This window comes from Colwellia sp. MB3u-45, from assembly GCF_014077005.1.
Taxonomy (GTDB): domain Bacteria; phylum Pseudomonadota; class Gammaproteobacteria; order Enterobacterales; family Alteromonadaceae; genus Cognaticolwellia.
The window spans coordinates 73,117-91,588 of the sequence record NZ_JACGVC010000038.1; the positions used below are offsets into that span (position 1 = coordinate 73,117).

General features: G+C 40.5%; 17 protein-coding genes. 4 read left to right on the forward strand and 13 right to left on the reverse strand.

All coding sequences use genetic code 11. The features are described 5' to 3' along the window. Positions 1 to 49: 49 nt before the first annotated feature. The 4 genes from H4J41_RS02880 to rpoE all read right to left on the reverse strand — a co-directional run bounded on the left by H4J41_RS02880 (position 50) and on the right by rpoE (position 2,865). Positions 50 to 526, reverse strand: a complete 477-nt coding sequence (locus tag H4J41_RS02880) for a SoxR reducing system RseC family protein (RefSeq protein ID WP_182134921.1) — start codon at positions 524 to 526, stop codon at positions 50 to 52. Further along, positions 523 to 1,545 carry a MucB/RseB C-terminal domain-containing protein gene (locus H4J41_RS02885; protein WP_182134919.1) on the reverse strand — a complete coding sequence of 341 codons (1,023 nt, stop codon included), beginning with the start codon at positions 1,543 to 1,545 and terminating at the stop codon, positions 523 to 525. The genes H4J41_RS02880 and H4J41_RS02885 overlap by 4 nt, the downstream gene beginning before the upstream one ends. After that, positions 1,542 to 2,135, reverse strand: a complete 594-nt coding sequence (locus H4J41_RS02890) for a sigma-E factor negative regulatory protein (protein ID WP_182134917.1) — start codon at positions 2,133 to 2,135, stop codon at positions 1,542 to 1,544. The genes H4J41_RS02885 and H4J41_RS02890 overlap by 4 nt, the downstream gene beginning before the upstream one ends. 151 nt (positions 2,136 to 2,286) lie before the next feature. After that, positions 2,287 to 2,865, reverse strand: a complete 579-nt coding sequence (rpoE, locus tag H4J41_RS02895; RefSeq protein WP_182134915.1) for an RNA polymerase sigma factor RpoE — start codon at positions 2,863 to 2,865, stop codon at positions 2,287 to 2,289. A 238-nt stretch (positions 2,866 to 3,103) separates the two neighbouring features. Between rpoE and nadB the strand changes: the two genes are divergently transcribed. Continuing rightward, entirely contained in the window at positions 3,104 to 4,705 is a 1,602-nt protein-coding gene (gene nadB, locus H4J41_RS02900; RefSeq protein WP_182134913.1) for an L-aspartate oxidase, read from the forward strand. A 38-nt stretch (positions 4,706 to 4,743) separates the two neighbouring features. On the opposite strand, the gene H4J41_RS02905 is transcribed toward nadB, so the two are convergent. Together H4J41_RS02905 and H4J41_RS02910 are read right to left on the reverse strand one after the other, a co-directional pair. Next, positions 4,744 to 5,241, reverse strand: a complete 498-nt coding sequence (locus tag H4J41_RS02905; protein WP_310649778.1) for a protein YgfX — start codon at positions 5,239 to 5,241, stop codon at positions 4,744 to 4,746. Continuing rightward, positions 5,183 to 5,434 (reverse strand): succinate dehydrogenase assembly factor 2, encoded by a 252-nt coding sequence (locus H4J41_RS02910; protein WP_182134909.1) that lies wholly within the window; start codon positions 5,432 to 5,434, stop codon positions 5,183 to 5,185. The genes H4J41_RS02905 and H4J41_RS02910 overlap by 59 nt, the downstream gene beginning before the upstream one ends. A gap of 197 nt (positions 5,435 to 5,631) precedes the next feature. On the opposite strand from H4J41_RS02910, the gene ygfZ reads away from it, so the two are divergent. Both ygfZ and H4J41_RS02920 read left to right on the forward strand, forming a co-directional pair. Further along, positions 5,632 to 6,597, forward strand: coding sequence for a tRNA-modifying protein YgfZ (gene ygfZ / locus H4J41_RS02915; protein ID WP_259363322.1), 966 nt, complete (start codon positions 5,632 to 5,634; stop codon positions 6,595 to 6,597). 8 nt (positions 6,598 to 6,605) lie between these two features. After that, positions 6,606 to 7,100, forward strand: coding sequence for a peptidylprolyl isomerase (locus H4J41_RS02920; protein ID WP_182134905.1), 495 nt, complete (start codon positions 6,606 to 6,608; stop codon positions 7,098 to 7,100). Between the two features lie 264 nt (positions 7,101 to 7,364). Here the strand turns inward: H4J41_RS02920 and H4J41_RS02925 are convergent, their stop codons facing one another. From H4J41_RS02925 to guaB, 4 genes are all read right to left on the reverse strand, one after another. After that, positions 7,365 to 9,311, reverse strand: coding sequence for an ATP-dependent DNA helicase RecQ (locus H4J41_RS02925; RefSeq protein ID WP_182134903.1), 1,947 nt, complete (start codon positions 9,309 to 9,311; stop codon positions 7,365 to 7,367). Between the two features lie 37 nt (positions 9,312 to 9,348). Next, positions 9,349 to 9,699, reverse strand: coding sequence for a RidA family protein (locus H4J41_RS02930; RefSeq protein WP_182134901.1), 351 nt, complete (start codon positions 9,697 to 9,699; stop codon positions 9,349 to 9,351). Positions 9,700 to 9,945: 246 nt separating this feature from the next. After that, the gene (gene guaA / locus H4J41_RS02935) at positions 9,946 to 11,523 is read right to left on the reverse strand and encodes a glutamine-hydrolyzing GMP synthase (RefSeq protein WP_182134899.1); all 1,578 of its coding nucleotides are present in this window, start codon (positions 11,521 to 11,523) and stop codon (positions 9,946 to 9,948) included. A 242-nt stretch (positions 11,524 to 11,765) separates the two neighbouring features. Beyond that, on the reverse strand, positions 11,766 to 13,238 hold the full coding sequence (gene guaB / locus H4J41_RS02940; protein ID WP_182134897.1) for an IMP dehydrogenase: 1,473 nt from the start codon (positions 13,236 to 13,238) through the stop codon (positions 11,766 to 11,768). A gap of 190 nt (positions 13,239 to 13,428) precedes the next feature. Between guaB and xseA the strand changes: the two genes are divergently transcribed. Then, positions 13,429 to 14,766, forward strand: coding sequence for an exodeoxyribonuclease VII large subunit (xseA, locus tag H4J41_RS02945; RefSeq protein ID WP_182134895.1), 1,338 nt, complete (start codon positions 13,429 to 13,431; stop codon positions 14,764 to 14,766). A gap of 9 nt (positions 14,767 to 14,775) precedes the next feature. Here the strand turns inward: xseA and H4J41_RS02950 are convergent, their stop codons facing one another. The 3 genes from H4J41_RS02950 to bamB all read right to left on the reverse strand — a co-directional run bounded on the left by H4J41_RS02950 (position 14,776) and on the right by bamB (position 18,471). After that, entirely contained in the window at positions 14,776 to 15,459 is a 684-nt protein-coding gene (locus tag H4J41_RS02950) for a PilZ domain-containing protein (protein WP_182134893.1), read from the reverse strand. A 175-nt stretch (positions 15,460 to 15,634) separates the two neighbouring features. Then, positions 15,635 to 17,110: a ribosome biogenesis GTPase Der gene (der, locus tag H4J41_RS02955; RefSeq protein WP_182134891.1), complete on the reverse strand. Its 1,476-nt coding sequence runs from the start codon at positions 17,108 to 17,110 to the stop codon at positions 15,635 to 15,637. Between the two features lie 152 nt (positions 17,111 to 17,262). After that, positions 17,263 to 18,471: an outer membrane protein assembly factor BamB gene (bamB, locus tag H4J41_RS02960; RefSeq protein ID WP_182134889.1), complete on the reverse strand. Its 1,209-nt coding sequence runs from the start codon at positions 18,469 to 18,471 to the stop codon at positions 17,263 to 17,265. Between the last annotated feature and the right edge of the window lies 1 nt (position 18,472).

Genomic DNA, 18,472 nt, shown 5'->3' on the forward strand with positions numbered 1-18,472 from the left:
GGTGAGATTTTAGCGAATTTAGCGCGCTGGGGCTATCTTTTGTTGCGATTCAATCAGTGATTTCTGTAATCATGATGTTTTGATTTTCTCGACGGATAATTTTTGGCGCCAGTTTTGCACAGGTTGCGCTTTTTATTTGTTGCCTTTTAGCTAGCATAAAGCCACAAAAACCACCGATAACACCCAATAAAATGGCAAAAATTTCATGAGGCAGTATGGTGTTAATCACTAACCACTGGCCAAACCAAGAAGCCAATAACAAGCCTAATACCGGCCATAAATAAACTTGCCAAGCCGATTGCAAGAGCGCACTTTCATTTAAGCCTAACACAACGTTATCGCCAAGTTCTAAGGCTAGTGAAGATGTTAAGGTCAACGAAAGTTTTTTCTGTGGAAAAGCTTTTGCCACCTGACCGCTGCCACAATTGTCAACTTGCTGACAGCCACCACAAGCCGATTTTATCAAACTGGTAACGGTGACATTGTCATGGTCAATAGCGACGACGGTGGCTTGTTCTTCTATCATGGTGTGGAATTAGTATTTAAAACAACAGAATCAGCAATGGCCTTTGCCGTTTTTGCTGGAATTTTACCCACAACACTGACTTCAAAGCCGTTAACTACTTGATTCAATACCACGGTTGCGCCATCCATAACATAATCAGTCGCACGTTGGTTGTCTTCACTGGGATTTACGTAAACAGAAACATCGACTAAACCATCATTAAAAAGCATAAATTCAACCGGTTTTTTAGTGGTAGAAATTCGATGACGATTGGCATTTAATCGTTTAAAGCCATCAGGTAACCATTTAACTTGCCATTGCAGTACTTGCTCTTGATATCCGGCTGGAATTTCAATAACTTTTGGCAAGCTTGTTTGCTGTAATTGCAATAAACTCTCACCTAAAGCATCAGTGATATCTAAATGGGTAAACTGTATTTGTTCTAATAATTGACCAGTACGATTTGCCAAAGCGAGTTTTAATAGCATACCAGATTCTTGGTCTAACCATAGCCAGTGTCCGTAACGATAGACATCTTTAGAAACAATACGAATTAATTGCGCAGGTCGCCCTAGCACTCGACTTCGCCCAACAGAGATAAAATCATAGGTTTGACCAAGTGCAGTGACACCTTCGCGCAAAACAGCAGGTATAGGACCGGTTATTTGTTGAGATGTTACTGAGTATGGAGGTAATTCTGGCTCGATATAACTAACAATATTGTCCTTTCGTAAAACATCCCTGCGCGGGCCGTTTAACAAAGAGAGAATTTCTAGCTCATTACCACTTTCATCTACACCATGAAACCAGTGATAAGGTTCTGCCTGATTGTTTTTAACCACAACAAAAGAGGTACTAAAGTTAAGCGTTTGTAAAGAGGTTGCTAGGCGCTCAAGCCAAGGTTCGGCTTGTTCGTTTTCATTGGCCGCTATGGGTGTGCTAATGTCTTCATTAGCCTCCACTGGTGTGCTAATGTTTTCATTGGCTGCTACTGATGTGCTAATGGTAATCAATAGCAGCAGACTTGATATTAGTTTCATTTAGCTGATTCTTCAGCCTTATCTTGTGGTGATGTATGATTGACATCAACTGAACTTAATTTAATTTGTTGTTGATGATCTGACAATAGCGCTTGGAAACGTCTTTGTTGTTCAATAAAAGCTTGTTTCTCACTGCTGCGACTAGTTTGTTGAAAATTTAAGCTTACGGGTTCTGCAACACCACCAAATGGCATAGTTTTAACCACTTGACTAGCCGGCAATAAAGCATCGGTATCAGCGCTATTTTGTTGTACGCCCATGACCATAAGACCGGCTGCAGATGCTGCAATGGCCATTTGACCAAAGGGTTTAGCAAACTGCACCACTTTCGCTTTTAATTTTCCAACAAGATTATTGCTAGTATGAGGCGCTAAAATCGTTGGCTCATCAGCAATCGCTGACGCTATTTGTGATGACAGATCAAAATTAATAACATCAGAAGTTTCACCGCGCATTACATCACCCATTAAATGGTAACGTTGCCAGGTTGCTGACAAGTGTGAGTCATTGAGGATTTCATCAAATAGTTCATCGTTTTGTTGATCATTATCTACAATCGACGATACTGCCTCAAACTTATTTTCACTCATAAAGACACCTTAAAAAAATAACTCTTCATTCATTAGTTAACAAAAGACTACACTTTTATCAGCTAATACTATATTTATTATGCTTGCGTGTACTGCTGTTGAGCTTGTTATTTTTGCATTTAATGTTACTGCATTCTCTATTGCTGTAACACTATTGCTGTAACAATGGTCTGATTTTTTTATCGACTGCATCACGCGCTCTAAATATTCTTGAACGTACTGTGCCAACAGGACAATCCATAACCGTTGCAATTTCTTCGTAACTTAAGCCTTCTAACTCTCTGAGGTTGATCGCAGTGCGCAAATCTTCCGGCAATTGTTCTATAGTCTTAAATATGACACTTTTAATTTCATTGGTCAGTAATAGTTTTTCTGGTGAGGCATTTTCTCGTAACGCTTCACCCGAGTCATACATTTCTGCATCTTCAATTTCAATATCTGAGCCAGGGGGTTTACGTCCTCCGGCAACTAAGTGGTTTTTCGCACAATTAACAGCGATGCGATACAACCAAGTATAAAAAGCACTATCACCTCGAAAATTAGGTAAAGCTCGATAAGCTTTAATAAATGCTTCTTGTACTATATCAGGCACATCACTATGATTTTTAACATAGCGTGAAACCAAGTTTGCTACTTTATGTTGATATTTAATTACTAGCAGGTTAAATGCGTTTTTATCACCACGTTGCACCCGCTCAACCAACTTTTGGTCAACGTTCTGTTCGCTCATTTGAGCTCCATCTCCTACTCGCCATTATTTCACTTATCTACATCTGGTTTACATCTGGCTCATAGCAAACGCAACAACTCATGGCAAACGCAACAAGTAGGACTAGCCTTATGTTAAAAAGTTCGATAAATATTGAAAAAAATTAAATTTTGTTTATAAAAATAGTTTTCTGCTGTTCTGTAACAGCAATAAAAGCTATATTGGGTCATAGATTATTGTACCTTAATTTTAAGAATATATGAATCAACAACACAACTGTGACGTTTTAATTATCGGCAGTGGCGCAGCAGGATTATCGCTTGCTCTGCACCTAGCCAAAAATGCCGACGTGCTTATTTTAAGCAAAGACCAAATTAACGAAGGCTCAACATTTTATGCCCAAGGGGGTATTGCAGCAGTCTTCGATGAAAATGACAGTATTGCCTCACATGTCGCTGATACCTTAATCGCTGGAGCCGGATTATGCGACGAAGCCATAGTGCAACATACCGCTGAAAATGCCAAAAACTGCTTAGAATGGTTGATTGATAAAGGCGTTGATTTTGATCAAGATGTACCGGCTGCTAATGGAGATATTCGCTATCATTTAACGCGAGAAGGCGGACATAGTCACCGAAGAATTCTGCATTCAGCTGATGCCACAGGTCAAGCCATTCAAACAACCTTGGCATCACAGGTAAAAAATCACCCTCGCATTCGTATTTTTGAACGCTATAACGCTATTGATCTGGTTTATCAAAAAAATAAAGTCAATGCTGAACGTGAATGTATTGGTGCCTATGTATGGAATCGAAATGATGAACACGTTGAGCGCATTTTTGCCCATAAAACTATTTTAGCCACGGGTGGCGCGAGTAAAGTTTATCAATATACCTCAAATCCTGATGTTGCCAGTGGCGATGGTATAGCTATGGCATGGCGCGCTGGTTGTCGCGTTGCAAATATGGAGTTTAATCAATTTCATCCTACTTGTTTATTCCATCCTGAGGCAGGTACCTTTTTATTGACTGAAGCACTAAGAGGCGAAGGCGCACTGCTACTTCGCCCTGATGGTAGCCGATTTATGCCTAGCTTTGATGAACGAGCTGAATTAGCGCCACGTGACATTGTGGCCCGCGCGATCGATTTTGAAATGAAACGACTTGGCGCCGATTGCATGTATTTAGATATTAGCCACAAATCCAGTGATTTTATTAAGCAGCATTTCCCAACCATTTACGAACGCACACTGGCCCTTGGCATCGACATAACAAAACAACCTATGCCAGTGGTACCTGCTGCTCATTACACCTGTGGTGGTGTTATGATTAATCAACAGGGCCAAACCGATATTGAAAATCTATATGCGATAGGCGAAGTCGCTTATACCGGACTACATGGCGCTAATCGTATGGCAAGTAACTCGCTACTAGAGTGCCTAGTATTTGCGCGAGCCGCCGCCATTGATATTGAACAAAAAATCGATATATCAAAACCTTGCATAACACTACCTGCCTGGGATGAAAGCCGAGTTACCGACTCAGATGAAGAAGTTGTTATTCAACATAACTGGCACGAACTGCGGTTATTTATGTGGGACTATGTCGGTATTGTACGCACAACAAAACGCTTAGAGCGGGCATTGCACCGAGTCGAACTTTTACAAAGTGAAATCGAAGAATACTACCGACATTTCAGAGTCAGTAATAATTTATTGGAGTTACGAAACTTAGTCCAAGTGGCCGAATTAATTATTAGATCAGCATTAGATCGTAAAGAAAGTCGAGGTTTGCATTATACCTTGGACTTCCCTGATTTATTGACAGAAGCAAAAATTACTATACTTAAACCAGTGGAGTAATAAGGTATTTTTACCCGTAACTTTTCAGTCACCGCTTTTCATCCGTAACTTTTTACCCGCAAGATAGTGCGAGCCAAACGCGCCTGATCTTTGCTAGATAAGCTATCTTTGAAAATAAAGTGTTGAGTAGTTACGGCGTCTCTGCTGCTAAAAACCAACCAATAGCCCCACAAATTAATTTGTGAGTTAGCCGATATTTGCAAAGCTTTTTGATGGTTAAATTGGCATTCACCCGTATCTGATAAAACAAAATTCGCTTTAGTTTTATCTTTGCTTGAGGTAAATAACATCAGCCACTGACTTGCTAGCGGCGCAGGGGCTTGGCGATACAGAAAAATTATAAAGCCCAATAAAGCAGCCATAAAAAATCCCAGCCAAAAGCTAATGCCGAAAAGAACGGTTAAGGTAAGATAAGTAAAACCGAAATAAAATAATAAGTTAAATATCGCCCTATGCCTAGAAGGCGATACCTTAATATTATAGTTTAACTCGCTGTAATATAATCTGCACCATGGCGTTAAGCTCTTTGTCTTCACAAGTTTCGTGCCCCATAAACCATGCGAATAGCTCAGGATCTTGACACTCTAATAGACGCTCAAAAGTAGCTTTATGTTCAGTAGATAACTCATCGTAAGCCTCTTCAACAAATGGCATAAAAAGTATATCTAACTCTAGCATACCGCGTCGACAAGCCCAGCGAAGTCGAGGTTTATTATCTTTTAATGTCATACATCACTCTAATTAGTAAAATCTCGCCACATTCTAACAAATCCAAAGTTAAAATAGCCACGAATTGATCATTAAATTAGTAAACTTTTAATAGTAAAATAGCAGAAAAATCGGCTATATGCTTGTAATCTGAATAAATGTCCTCACCTATGATGTTAATAGCCTTTTTTTAGCAATATCGCCGGATGATGAACATAATGAATAATAACTTACCTAGTTATAACGAATTACCAGAAGTATTTGCAATCAACCTTGATAGTATTGGCGCCATTACCTTAACGGGTCAAGAACAAATCAAATACCTACAAGGGCAAGTTACCTGTGACGTTGACACCTTGGCGCAGGAAAAGCTCCTTATTGGCGCGCACTGTAACGCCAAAGGTAAAGTATTTTCTGCTTTTCGTTTACTGGAGCGTGAAGAAAAATTTTTCCTACTCCAACCAACAAGTTCGATTGAACAGTCTTTAGCAGAACTAAAGAAATTTGCCGTCTTTGCTAAAGTTGAGATAAGCCAAGACACTGAACTGGCTTATCTAGCCATTGCAGGCGAGCAAGCATCAGCTAAAATGGCGACATTATTTCAACAAGTGCCTGACACACTTACACCCGTAGTGCACGAAAATAATACCACCTTGGTTTACCTTGCTGGCAACATTAGCCGCTATATCATTATTGATAACGTTGATAAATTAGCTGATATTTCTGCAACCTTTGATTTTCCAGTCTATGACGGTGCGCTTTGGAACTTACTCGAGATTTCCGCTGGGTTTCCCATGCTCTCTCAACAGTATGTCGCAGAATATGTACCGCAAATGCTAAACCTGCAAGCAATCAATGGCATTAGCTTTACTAAAGGTTGTTATTTAGGCCAAGAAACTGTTGCTCGTATGCAATATTTAGGTAAAAACAAACGCGCGCTTTTTGCCCTAACAGGCAAAGATATGGAGGCTAACGTCGGTGATATCATCGAGAAAAAGCTTGGTGAAAATTGGCGTAAAGCCGGTGATGTATTAGCGGTTTATCAAGCCAGTAATATGCAGACCTACATACAAGGCGTTTTAGCTAACGATGTTGATAATAGCACAGCGCTAAGAATTAAAACCCAAGACTCAGCCCTAACCATAATACCCTTACCTTACAAATTAAGCACAACCACTGAATAGGACATAATATGAAAATTACCGACAACAAAGTTGTTGTACTGCATTACGCAGTATCTGATAACGAAGACACCTTAATTGATAGTTCTTATGATCACAGCCCACTAGCGGTAATTCAAGGTTCTAACTATCTGATCCCTGGCTTGGAAGCAGCCTTAGTTGATCACAAAGCCGGTGATAAATTTGAAGTTGAAGTCAGTGCAGACGATGCTTATGGACAACGTGAAGACGGCTTTGTACAAACCGTACCAAAAGAAATGTTTGCTGGCATTGAAGATTTAGACGTAGGTAGTCAGCTGCGCGCCACGACTGATGAAGGCGAACAAACCGTTATCGTCATTGACGCACAAGAAAACGAGATTACCGTTGATGGTAATCATCCGTTGGCCGGCATGGACTTAAAGTTTGATGTTGAAATTATAGAAGTACGTGATGCTACTGAAGAAGAGTTAGCGCATGGCCATGTTCATGTTGAAGGTGAAGAAGGTTGTGGCCACGATCACTAACATTTATGAATCCAAGCCAAGGCTAGATTAGCCTAAGCTGATATTAAAAAAGGCACTGATAAAGTGCCTTTTTTGATCGGTCTGATATCTCGCTACCACAAGTTATACCAATTTCATTAATTAGGTGGTCTACTTTATACGCAGGAAAAATGGCCAAATATAAGGCATTTATTTTAATAACTAGTTGTTCTAATAATTAAATAAATAACGCAGTAGTTGATTGTTTTAACCAGTAAAAATGATCAGATAATTAGTGATATGGTATTATACCAAAGGTATGACTTGTGCTTTAATTTCGCTGTAGCGCATATACTGACAAACGCCAAAGTAACTTAATTGCCGCACTTTAGCGCGGGTAAATAACGGCACACTCATGCCAGACAAAAATCGACAAATAGTATCAGTAGACAAGATATTCGCTGATTCACCGACAGGAGACTTTAACGTTGAAAAATGCTGTTGCAACTGCTTAATACCGAGAGCAATAGTGTCAACACTCACTGTTTGATGATTGCTTGAATAAGGTAATATTGCCACCTGCCCACGACAAACGGAACAATGCCCACAGTTTTTTGGTGCACGTTGATCATCAAAGTATTGCGAGAGCTGTTGAGTTAAACAATGTTCACTTTGAAAAAACGCGACCAGCTTAGTGATACGCTCGATTTCGGCTTGCTCTTTGTCAGAAAAGTAATGAAAAAGCGTATCGACCAAAGCATTATTTTCTAACGCCGCCATGTTGACACTAAAAACTTCTGTTGCCTTTTTCGTTTCCAACACAATATGTTGCTGCTCTGCTAAATACTCAAGCGCTGCAACAATACGTTTTCTCGGCGCTTGATGACGCGCATACATAAGATCAAAGTCGGGCTCACCCCAAATTTTCTTCATTTTTGCGCAATTAAAAACTTGTGCTAAAAATTCGTTACGCTCGGCATTAAATGCGCTGATGATTTGCGTTTTTGGCGTAACAAATTTAAATTTAAAATCAGCAAAATAGCTAAATTTAGCGTCAATAACCCCAAGTAATTCTAACTGAACCAATAAGGTTTTTAATGGCAGCTGTTTAATATTACTGGCATTTGACAAGCTCAGCACTTGCAGTTCCCATTGGCCATCTTGCATTTCGTTACGTATGTTTTGCAACACATAGTCGATGCTTGAGCGCTCAGGCGTGTCAGCATAAACAAAGTTTTCTACGGTATGAATACCATCAAGATTGGCCAGAGTAAAACAGGCGGCATTCGCTTTGTCTCGACCTGCCCGGCCAATTTCTTGACTATAGTTTTCAATAGATTTGGGTAAATCATAATGAATAACAAAACGGATATTGGCTTTATCTATCCCCATACCAAAGGCGATAGTTGCGACGATAATCGGGGTTTTTCCTTGCATAAAGTCTTGCTGAATTTGCTTGCGCACATCATCTTTAAAACCGGCATGGTAAGCCTTTGCCGCTATACCTTGTTGTTGCAGAAAGTCAGCCACTTTTTCAGCACTATGTTGCAAAGTAACATAAATAATACCGCAGCCTTGGTGCTGGCGAATTAAATCAACCAGTGTTTGGTTTTTCTCTCTTTCTGCGACCGGTAAAACAGATAGATCTAAGTTGCTGCGATAAAAACCTGTTTGCACTATATGCTCATCAGTAATAGCAAATTTATTAGCCATATCCTGCTTAACTTGTTTAGTGGCTGTGGCCGTAAGTAAAAGCACTAGGGGAATATTGAGCTCTTGTCGATAACGTGGCAATTTTAAATAATCAGGTCGAAAATTATGACCCCATTCTGAAATACAATGTGCTTCGTCTACCACCAACATAGAAATAGCAATAGCTTCAATAAACTGACGAAAGCGCTCATTTTTAAAACGCTCAACTGATACCATCAAAATTTTTATTTTACCCGAGCGAACGTCACGGGTAATTTGCTGACTCTCTTCAAATGATAATGTTGAATCGATACTGGCCGCGGCAATACCTTTTGTATGCAAAAATGCGAGTTGGTCTTTCATCAAGGCCAATAAGGGCGATACCACCAAGGTTAAATGCGGTAAATTTATTGCCGCTAATTGATAGCATAAACTCTTACCAGCACCGGTAGGGAAAATGGCTAAGGAAGAGTCACCATTAAGTAACTGCGTTATCGTTTGCTCTTGCCCGGTTCTAAACTCATCAAACCCAAAGGTAGTTTTTAATGATTGCTGTAACATAATTTCCCTACTGCTTAAATATCTATTGTCTAGTCTATTATATTAAAGCAGCAACAACACTTATTTCGACCAAAAGCACATCTCTTGCCATCGCCGCTTGCACGCAAGCACGAGCGGGTGCAAAACCTACTGGCACCCAAGCATCCCATACTGTGTTCATAGCAGCAAAATCAGTCATCGTTTTTAGGTATATTGTGGCTGATAACATATGCTGCTTTGAACTCCCTGCTTCTACTAATAAAGTCTCAACCTTATCTAGCATAGTTTGTGTTTGCTCGGTTATACTTTGCGTAGCGTCAGCGCAAACCTGACCACATAAATAAACTGTGCCATTGTGTTTCACTATGCGGCTCATGCGCGCTTTAGTCTCTAGTCTTTCAATTGTCATTATTCTCGCCTTGATATAGTTAAAATCGCTGCGCCTTCATATCCATGTAATCGCAGCATACCCTAACATCTAGTACATAAAAAACCCCAAGGTTTACACCTTAGGGTTTTATAATATTAATGAAAAAATAACTGAGGTCATCAACACAGGAAGAAGATTCAAATTCAAGGCGAAAGCACCAAGCCTAGTTTAATCGCTGAGTACTGCTAACGCAGAGTTGAATGTTCTCACCCGCTTAAGGCTCAGTTACTCCCATTCAATAGTCGCGGGTGGTTTACCCGATATATCGTAAACTACGCGAGAAATACCATCCACTTCGTTGATAATACGGTTAGACACTAGGCCTAAGAACTCGTAGGGTAGATGTGACCAACGTGCGGTCATAAAATCGATAGTTTCTACACAACGTAGGCTAACTACCCAATCATATTTACGTGCATCGCCCATCACGCCAACTGAACGTACCGGTAAAAATACCGTGAAAGCTTGGCTGACTTTTTTATACAAGTCATGCTTGTGTAATTCTTCAATGAAAATGTGATCAGCACGACGTAATAAGTCAGCATATTCTTTTTTCACTTCACCTAAAATTCGCACACCTAAACCAGGTCCAGGAAATGGATGACGATAAAGCATGTCGTAAGGTAGTCCTAGCTCAAGGCCTATTTTACGCACTTCATCTTTGAATAATTCACGTAATGGCTCAACTAAGCCAAGTTTCATATGTTCAGGTAAGCCACCCACATTATGGTGCGACTTAATCACATGTGCTTTACCGGTTGCTGACGCGGCTGACTCAATAACATCAGGGTAGATAGTACCTTGTGCTAACCATTTAGCATTACTGAGTTTATTGGCTTCTTCATCAAAAATTTCAACAAAAACATTACCAATAATTTTACGTTTTTTCTCAGGATCACTCTCGTCAGCCAAACGGTCTAAGAAGCGGTTTTCGGCATTAACATGAATGATATTCAAACCAAAATGGTCGCCGAACATATCCATGACTTGTTGGCCTTCGTTTAAACGCAGTAAACCGTTATCAACAAAAACACAAGTTAACTTATCGCCAATTGCCTGATGTAACAGCATGGCAACAACTGATGAGTCAACACCACCCGATAAGCCAAGTACGACTTCATCATCACCGACTTGCGCTTTCATTTTGGCAATCGCGTCTTCAATAATTGACGCTGATGTCCAAAGCTTTTCACATTGACAAATATCAACAACGAAATGCTCAAGAATACGTAAACCTTGCTTGGTATGAGTCACTTCAGGGTGAAATTGCACCCCGTAAAATTGCTTCTCTTCATTGACCATACCTGCATATTTACAGCTAGGGGTTTGTGCAACCGTAACGAAGCCGGCAGGAATAGCTGATACTTTATCACCATGGCTCATCCAGACATCTAACAAGGCATTACCGTTTTCACTGACATGGTCTTCAATGGCATTAAAGAGTGCAGATTTAGTAATAACTTCAACCGCGGCATAACCGAATTCTTTCTGCTCAGAGCTTTCAACGCTGCCGCCTAATTGCTCAGCCATGGTTTGCATACCATAGCAAATACCTAAAACAGGTACACCGGCATTAAACACATACTCTGGCGCACGTGGTGAATTATGCTCAGTGACTGACTCAGGTCCACCAGCTAAAATAATACCGGTTGGATTAAAAGCTTTAAGTTGTTCTTCTGTAACATCCCAAGCCCATAATTCACAATAAACCCCAATTTCACGCACACGACGAGCGATGAGTTGGGTGTACTGTGAACCGAAGTCTAATATGAGTATGCGGTGATCATGAATGTCTTTACTCATGTTGTTTTCCTACTTTTATTTTTAAATGTATAAAATGAACAGGCTGAGCGTTCGCTCTATTTGAGTTACTGCTCAGCCTATTTGAATTGTTGTCGATGAGGTATTCGCCTGCATCAGTTTTTCTACTTTCTATCGCTATTCAATTGATAAAATTGCCGTCCAGTTCAAGGTGCTAGCGCGGAGCCTAGTTTCCTAAGTGAGCACTTACAACGCCGAGGTTGGCCGACAATAATTCAATAGCGCTAACCCATACGGTAGTTTGGTGCTTCTTTCGTGATAGCTACATCATGCACATGCGACTCGCCCATACCAGCAGAAGTAATCTTCATAAATTCAGGCTTAGTGCGCATTATTTCAATTGTCGCTGAGCCAGTTAAGCCCATTGATGAACGTAAACCGCCCATTTGTTGGTGAATAATAGCGGCAACAGGACCTTTATAAGCAACACGGCCTTCAATTCCTTCTGGTACGAGTTTGTCGGCTTCACCGTCAGATTTTTGGAAATAACGGTCACTTGAGCCTTCTTTTTGGCTCATGGCGCCTAAAGAGCCCATGCCGCGATATGACTTGTAGTAACGTCCTTGATAAAGCTCTACTTCACCTGGCGCTTCTTCTGTGCCTGCCAACATGCTGCCGACCATCACACAATGCGCGCCGGCCACTAGTGCCTTAGCAATATCACCAGAAAAACGAATTCCCCCATCGGCGATAACGGGAATACCCGTACCTTTTAAGGCTTCAACCGCATTAGAAATAGCGGTCAATTGTGGTACACCAACACCGGTAACGATACGGGTAGTACAAATAGAACCTGGGCCTATGCCAACTTTTACCGCATCCACTCCAACATCAGCTAATGCTCTAGCGCCAGCGCCAGTAGCAACATTTCCGGCAATAATTTGTAAATCAGGATATCTGCCACGTGTTTCAGCAACACGGTCAAGCACACCTTGTGAGTGACCGTGAGAGGTATCAATCAATAATACATCGACTCCAGCAGCAACAAGCGCATCTATACGCTCATCGGTACCCGCACCAACACCAACAGCAGCACCAACGCGTAAGCGGCCTAATTCATCTTTACAAGCGTTAGGCTTATTTTCAGCTTTTTGGTAATCTTTAACTGTGATCAAACCTTTTAGTGTGAAGGCGTCATCAACCATAAGGATTTTTTCGATGCGATGTTCGTGCATTAAACTTAAAATGACTTCACGTGACGCACCTTCTTTGACGGTCACTAATTTGTCTTTTTTAGTCATCAATGCTGAAACCGGTTTTGTTAAGTCTGTTTCAAAACGTAAGTCGCGACCGGTAATAATACCAATCAACTTATTTTTTTCATCAACAACAGGAAAACCAGAAAAACCAAGTTCATCAGCTAGGCGCATAGTGTCTTCGATACTTGCACTTGGGTTGACTGTGACGGGATCTGAAACAATACCACTTTCATATTTCTTAACTTGAGAAACATTTTTGGCCTGTTCAGCTATGGTCATATTTTTATGGATAAACCCGATGCCACCTTCTTGTGCTAAGGTAATGGCTAAACGCGCTTCGGTCACTGTGTCCATCGACGCAGAGATCATAGGTACATTTAAATTTATCTTTCGAGTTAATTTAGTTTTTAAATCGGCAGTATGGGGCAGTACCGTAGAATGGGCAGGTACCAGTAAAACATCGTCAAAGGTTAACGCTTCTTGAGCAATTCTTAGCATCGCAACATCTCTCTAAAGTGAGTGGTTAGGGAGGAAATATTGCGGCAGAATTTTAACCGCTTTCCCTACTAAGGTAAACTTAAAATTGCAATTAATCGAAAATAAACTGCCGATGCTGGTCTAAACAAATATATAATACTGGGCAATTACCCAATTATTACCTCTTAACAACAGAAAAAGTAAAGTATTTATGGCTCAACAGCACATTCTACAAGTAAGTGAACTCACCAAAAAAGTACGTTTTATCTTAGAAAGTGAGTTAAATACCGTCTGGTTATGTGGCGAAATATCGAATTTTATTGCCGCAAGCTCTGGCCATTGGTATTTATCCTTAAAAGATCAAAAATCGCAAGTTCGCTGTGCCATGTTCAAAGGCAATAATCGTCGGGTGAGAATACAGCCACAAAATGGTCAACAAGTATTAGTACGCGCTAAAGTTTCCTTGTATGAACCACGAGGCGATTTCCAGTTGATTATTGAACAAATGGAGTCAGCGGGTGATGGACTGTTAAGACAGCAATATCAATTATTAAAAGACAAACTGCACGGTGAAGGTTTATTCGAACTGCACCACAAACAAGCCATCCCTAAGTCAATTCAAACGGTTGGTATTGTCACCTCTCCTACAGGTGCTGCGGTCAAAGATATCATCACAGTATTAAAGCGCAGAAATCCATTAATAAAGGTGATTATTTACCCAGTGTTAGTACAAGGTCAGCAGGCTAAATATGAGATTGCCCAAGCGATTAACTTGGCTAACGAGCGTAATGAAGTTGACGTTTTATTAATTGGTCGTGGCGGTGGTTCGCTGGAAGATTTATGGGCCTTTAATGAAGAAATAGTCGCTCGCGCCATTTTCCAGTCAAGCTTGCCAACCATCAGTGCTGTTGGACATGAAATTGATACAAGCTTAGCTGACTATGTTGCCGACCTAAGAGCCCCAACACCGTCTGCAGCAGCGGAAATAGTGTCTGCTGATGTTGACGAGCGTATTAATAAAGTGGCTGAATTACTCAGTCGTGCACAGCTAGCGCTTAAGCAACAACTCAAACGCTCAAGTCATTCGCTAACCAATTTAAATCATAGGTTAGCCCAAGTGCATCCCGAGCAACAACTACAAAATAAACAGCAAAAGTCAGATGAACTGAGTATGCGTTTGCAAGGGCTAATTACCCGAGCAATAAACCAACTTAAGCATAAGCCTCAATACCTTGAACAACGACTACTCAATGCCTCACCATTAACCCACATAAAACAAAATCGGCAACAGGCGGCTCAACTCAACACAAAACTTATTGGCGCACAGCAGCGCTTATTAATAGCCAAGCGAGCAAGTTTTGCCCATCAATGCGAACAACTTCATATGGTAAGTCCATTAGCAACAATTGCTCGTGGTTACAGTATAACTCGTGATGAACAGGGACAAATGATTAAGAGTACCAAAGATATAAATATCGCTGATACCATTAAAGTAGAAATTTCAGATGGTGTAATAGACGCTAAGGTGATAGCGGTGCAAGTCAATTAATACAGTAAATTAATGCGGTAAAATAACTGCCTGTTGTAGCAGTTTGTTCACTTCAACTTTACTTGAATCATCAAATTTAACCCCAAGCATGACACCATCAACTTGGGTTTTGGTGTTACAAATCTCAGCATTTAGTTTCAAGTTTTTTAAGTCTTGGAAAGCTTCAATAATGATTTCCACGGGTTTATCTTCAGTTAAGATAAGTTTCTCGCCATTAGTAATCATAATCTGACAGCCAGACACTGAAATATCAGATATTACTGAGGCCCAATAGTCACCTTTCACCTTAACTTTCGCTTTGATATAAGTCTCAATACGCATTGATGAGCGTAGGTTTTGTAAGAGGACTTCACGTGGAAAATCAAGCACAATAATACGTGATGGAATTTGAATCGTTTGCCTAATATTAGAAATAAAGGCAACTACAGCACCTTCATGACCTTCAATTAACCCGCGCACGGTTACGCCTATACCTTGGGTTACGTATTGTGCAAAACTGCCCAACTTTGAACTGTCAGGGTATTGTACTAAAACGTATTTTTTTGGCATGTAGCCAATAAAAACTGAACGAAACTTACCACGTTGACCGGATGGAGTTGTCATATCTAATGTGACAATCGCGCCTGGATTTAACAAGGCTAAATTGCGACTTAATCGCCCAATCACTGGTACTTTTATAGGATTATCAGGCATAAATTTCCAACAACATTTAATTTAAATGAGACAAAAAAAATAATAAAACAAGTTAGTCGACAATTTCACAGTAGCGGAATATCATCATGAAATCAATATGGTTTTTAGCTATTTTAACTATATTTTGTCATAAAAAAGCTGATGTTATCATCAGCTTTTTTATCAAAATAGCCACTTAGTCTTTCTTATAACCTTGAGTTAGACGTGCCATTTTCTTTTGCTCGGTGTAGTTGAGCTTTTTCTTACCAGCAAACGGGTTAGAGGTTTCTCTAAACTCAATTCTTATTGGCGTACCCATAATTTTTAATGATTTACGGTAATAATTCATTAAATAACGCTTGTAAGAAAGTGGTAGATTTTTCGCTAGATTGCCATGAATAACGATAATAGGTGGATTGTAACCACCGGCATGAGCATATTTTAGTTTTATACGACGACCTTGATGCATAGGTGGCTGATGATCAAACACCGCCATGTCTAAAATTTTGGTGACCATAGAAGTAGAAATACGCTTAGTCGCTGAAACAAAAGCTTCTTCTACCGACTCGTATAAATGACCCACACCTGTGCCGTGCAAGGCTGATATAAAATGAATACGAGCGAAATCGATAAAACCTAAACGACGATCTAATTCAGATTTAATACGATCTTTAACATGATCATCTAAACCATCCCATTTATTTACCGCTAAGACTAAAGAGCGACCCGCTTCTAAAATAAAGCCCAGTAAGCTTAAATCTTGATCGCTGATGCCTTCTTGAGCATCAATGATTAATAAACATACGTTAGCATCTTCTATTGCACGCAGAGTTTTAATCACAGAAAACTTCTCTACGATATCAGTAACATTTTTACGGCGACGAATACCTGCCGTATCGATTAAGGTGTAAGGGCGACCATTATGTTCCATTGGAATATAAACGCTATCACGTGTGGTACCTGGCATATCAAATACCACCACCCTGTCTTCACCTAAAATGCGGTTCGTTAACGTCGATTTACCGACGTTAGGCTTACCAATAATCGCTAACTTGATGGTGTCAGTTTCTTCTGGTGCTTCGTCAATATTTTTTTTATCTAGCGCTTCATGATCTATGTTTTCATCAAAGTCACCGTCAAATTCATCATTTTCTAGTACTTTGGGTTTACCAAGTTCGGCAATATGAGGCGTTAGCGCTAAGGTTAATAGTTGCGTCACACCACGACCATGTGCGGCGGCAATTTGATGTACTACACCACCCAAGCCAAGAGAATAAAAGTCGGCCACAGCAGAGTCGGCATCTATACCATCAACTTTGTTGGCAACTAAAAATACTTTTTTATCTTGCTTACGTAAATGGCTAGCAATGCCTTGATCAGCAGACGTTAAACCTACTCTTGCATCAACCATAAATAGCACGGCATCTGCTTCGTCAATGGCAATCAGCGACTGCTCGGCCATTAAGGCATCAATACCTTTTTCGTTACCTTCAATACCACCGGTATCAATAACAATAAAAGGGTGCTCTTCAACTTCCGCTTTTCCGTATTGACGATCACGGGTTAACCCTGGATAGTCGGCAACTAAAGCGTCTCGACTGCGCGTTAATCTATTAAATAATGTTGATTTACCGACATTAGGTCGGCCAACAAGTGCTACTACAGGAAGCATGTTCACCTCAAATCTCTCTTTAAACTCAATATAACTCAATCATTATATCAGTATTATTAATAAACAACGGCTCCAGTGCTGTTTGCATTGGAGCCGTTTATAATTTTAGTTTTTTATTCAACTAGTTAATAACTATTAATTAGTTGAATAACTTATTTAGCAATGGTGATCGCTTCTAAGTCGCCGTTGCGGGCTTGACTATACAAAACGCCATTTTCAACCGTTGGTGTAGCATGAATACCACTGCTATCAAGGTGATGACGAGCTACAATTTCACCTGTTGCCTGATCTAACCAATGCAGATAGCCTTCAAAATCGCCAACCACAACATAGCTACCGATAGGAGCTGGTCCGGTTAAGCCACGGTTAGTCAGTGATAATTGGCTCCAAAGCTCTAAGCCATTATTACGATCAATGGCATATACGTGGCCTTTAACATCAGTTAAAAACAAGCTATTACCACTAATGGTTAATTCACGGTAAGACGAGTATTGGCGCTGCCACAAGACACGGCCCGAACGTAGTTCAACCGCACTTAAATTACCACGCGAAGATACAGTATAAATATTGTCGCCGAAGATCAATGGCGTTGAGTCAACATCAATCACGCGTTCTAGTTCTGTTGAACCTGCCGCTTCACCAATATCTACAGTCCAGCCTTGACGACCTTGTTCTAGTAAATAAACTGATAAAGAACCGTCAGCTGAGCCAACAATAACACCACCACCGGCAATGACAGGCGCACTAATACCACGCAAAGTAAGCGGCGGAACGTCTTGTTCGATTTGCCAGTCGTCTTGGCCATTTGAAGCATTAAACGCTTTCATAACGCCAGATGCAGTATTGACCACAAGTTTTCCGGAATCGAATGCCGGTGCAGCAATAACTTCACCTTTAACTTTTCCTTGCCATGATAACGCGCCACTTTCTGCATCAAGGGCAATAACATCGCCATTCTCGCTACCGAAAAATACTTTATTGATGCCAACGACAGCGCCACCACTAATTAAGGCGGGTTCTTTCTTATCAAAAAAACCGCGCTTATTATCGATGTCACTTAAATTAGCATGCCAAACTTGTTCACCGCTATTCTCATCAAATGCGTAGGCATCTCCGTCTCGACTAGCACTAAATACTTTGCCGTAGGCAACCACTGGCTGAATGCGGGAAAAGTAATCTCCAACGCCGTCACCAACAGTGGCATCCCATTTTACAACAGGTTCAAATAATGCTTTTATTTCGCTTAATGGCGCGACTTTTAGTTCATCATCTTCATCATCGGTTGATGAACATGCAGAAATCCCTACCGCTAGCAAACAGATAGCAAGGAGGCTTTTGTTAAAGCGTTTACTGATAAACATG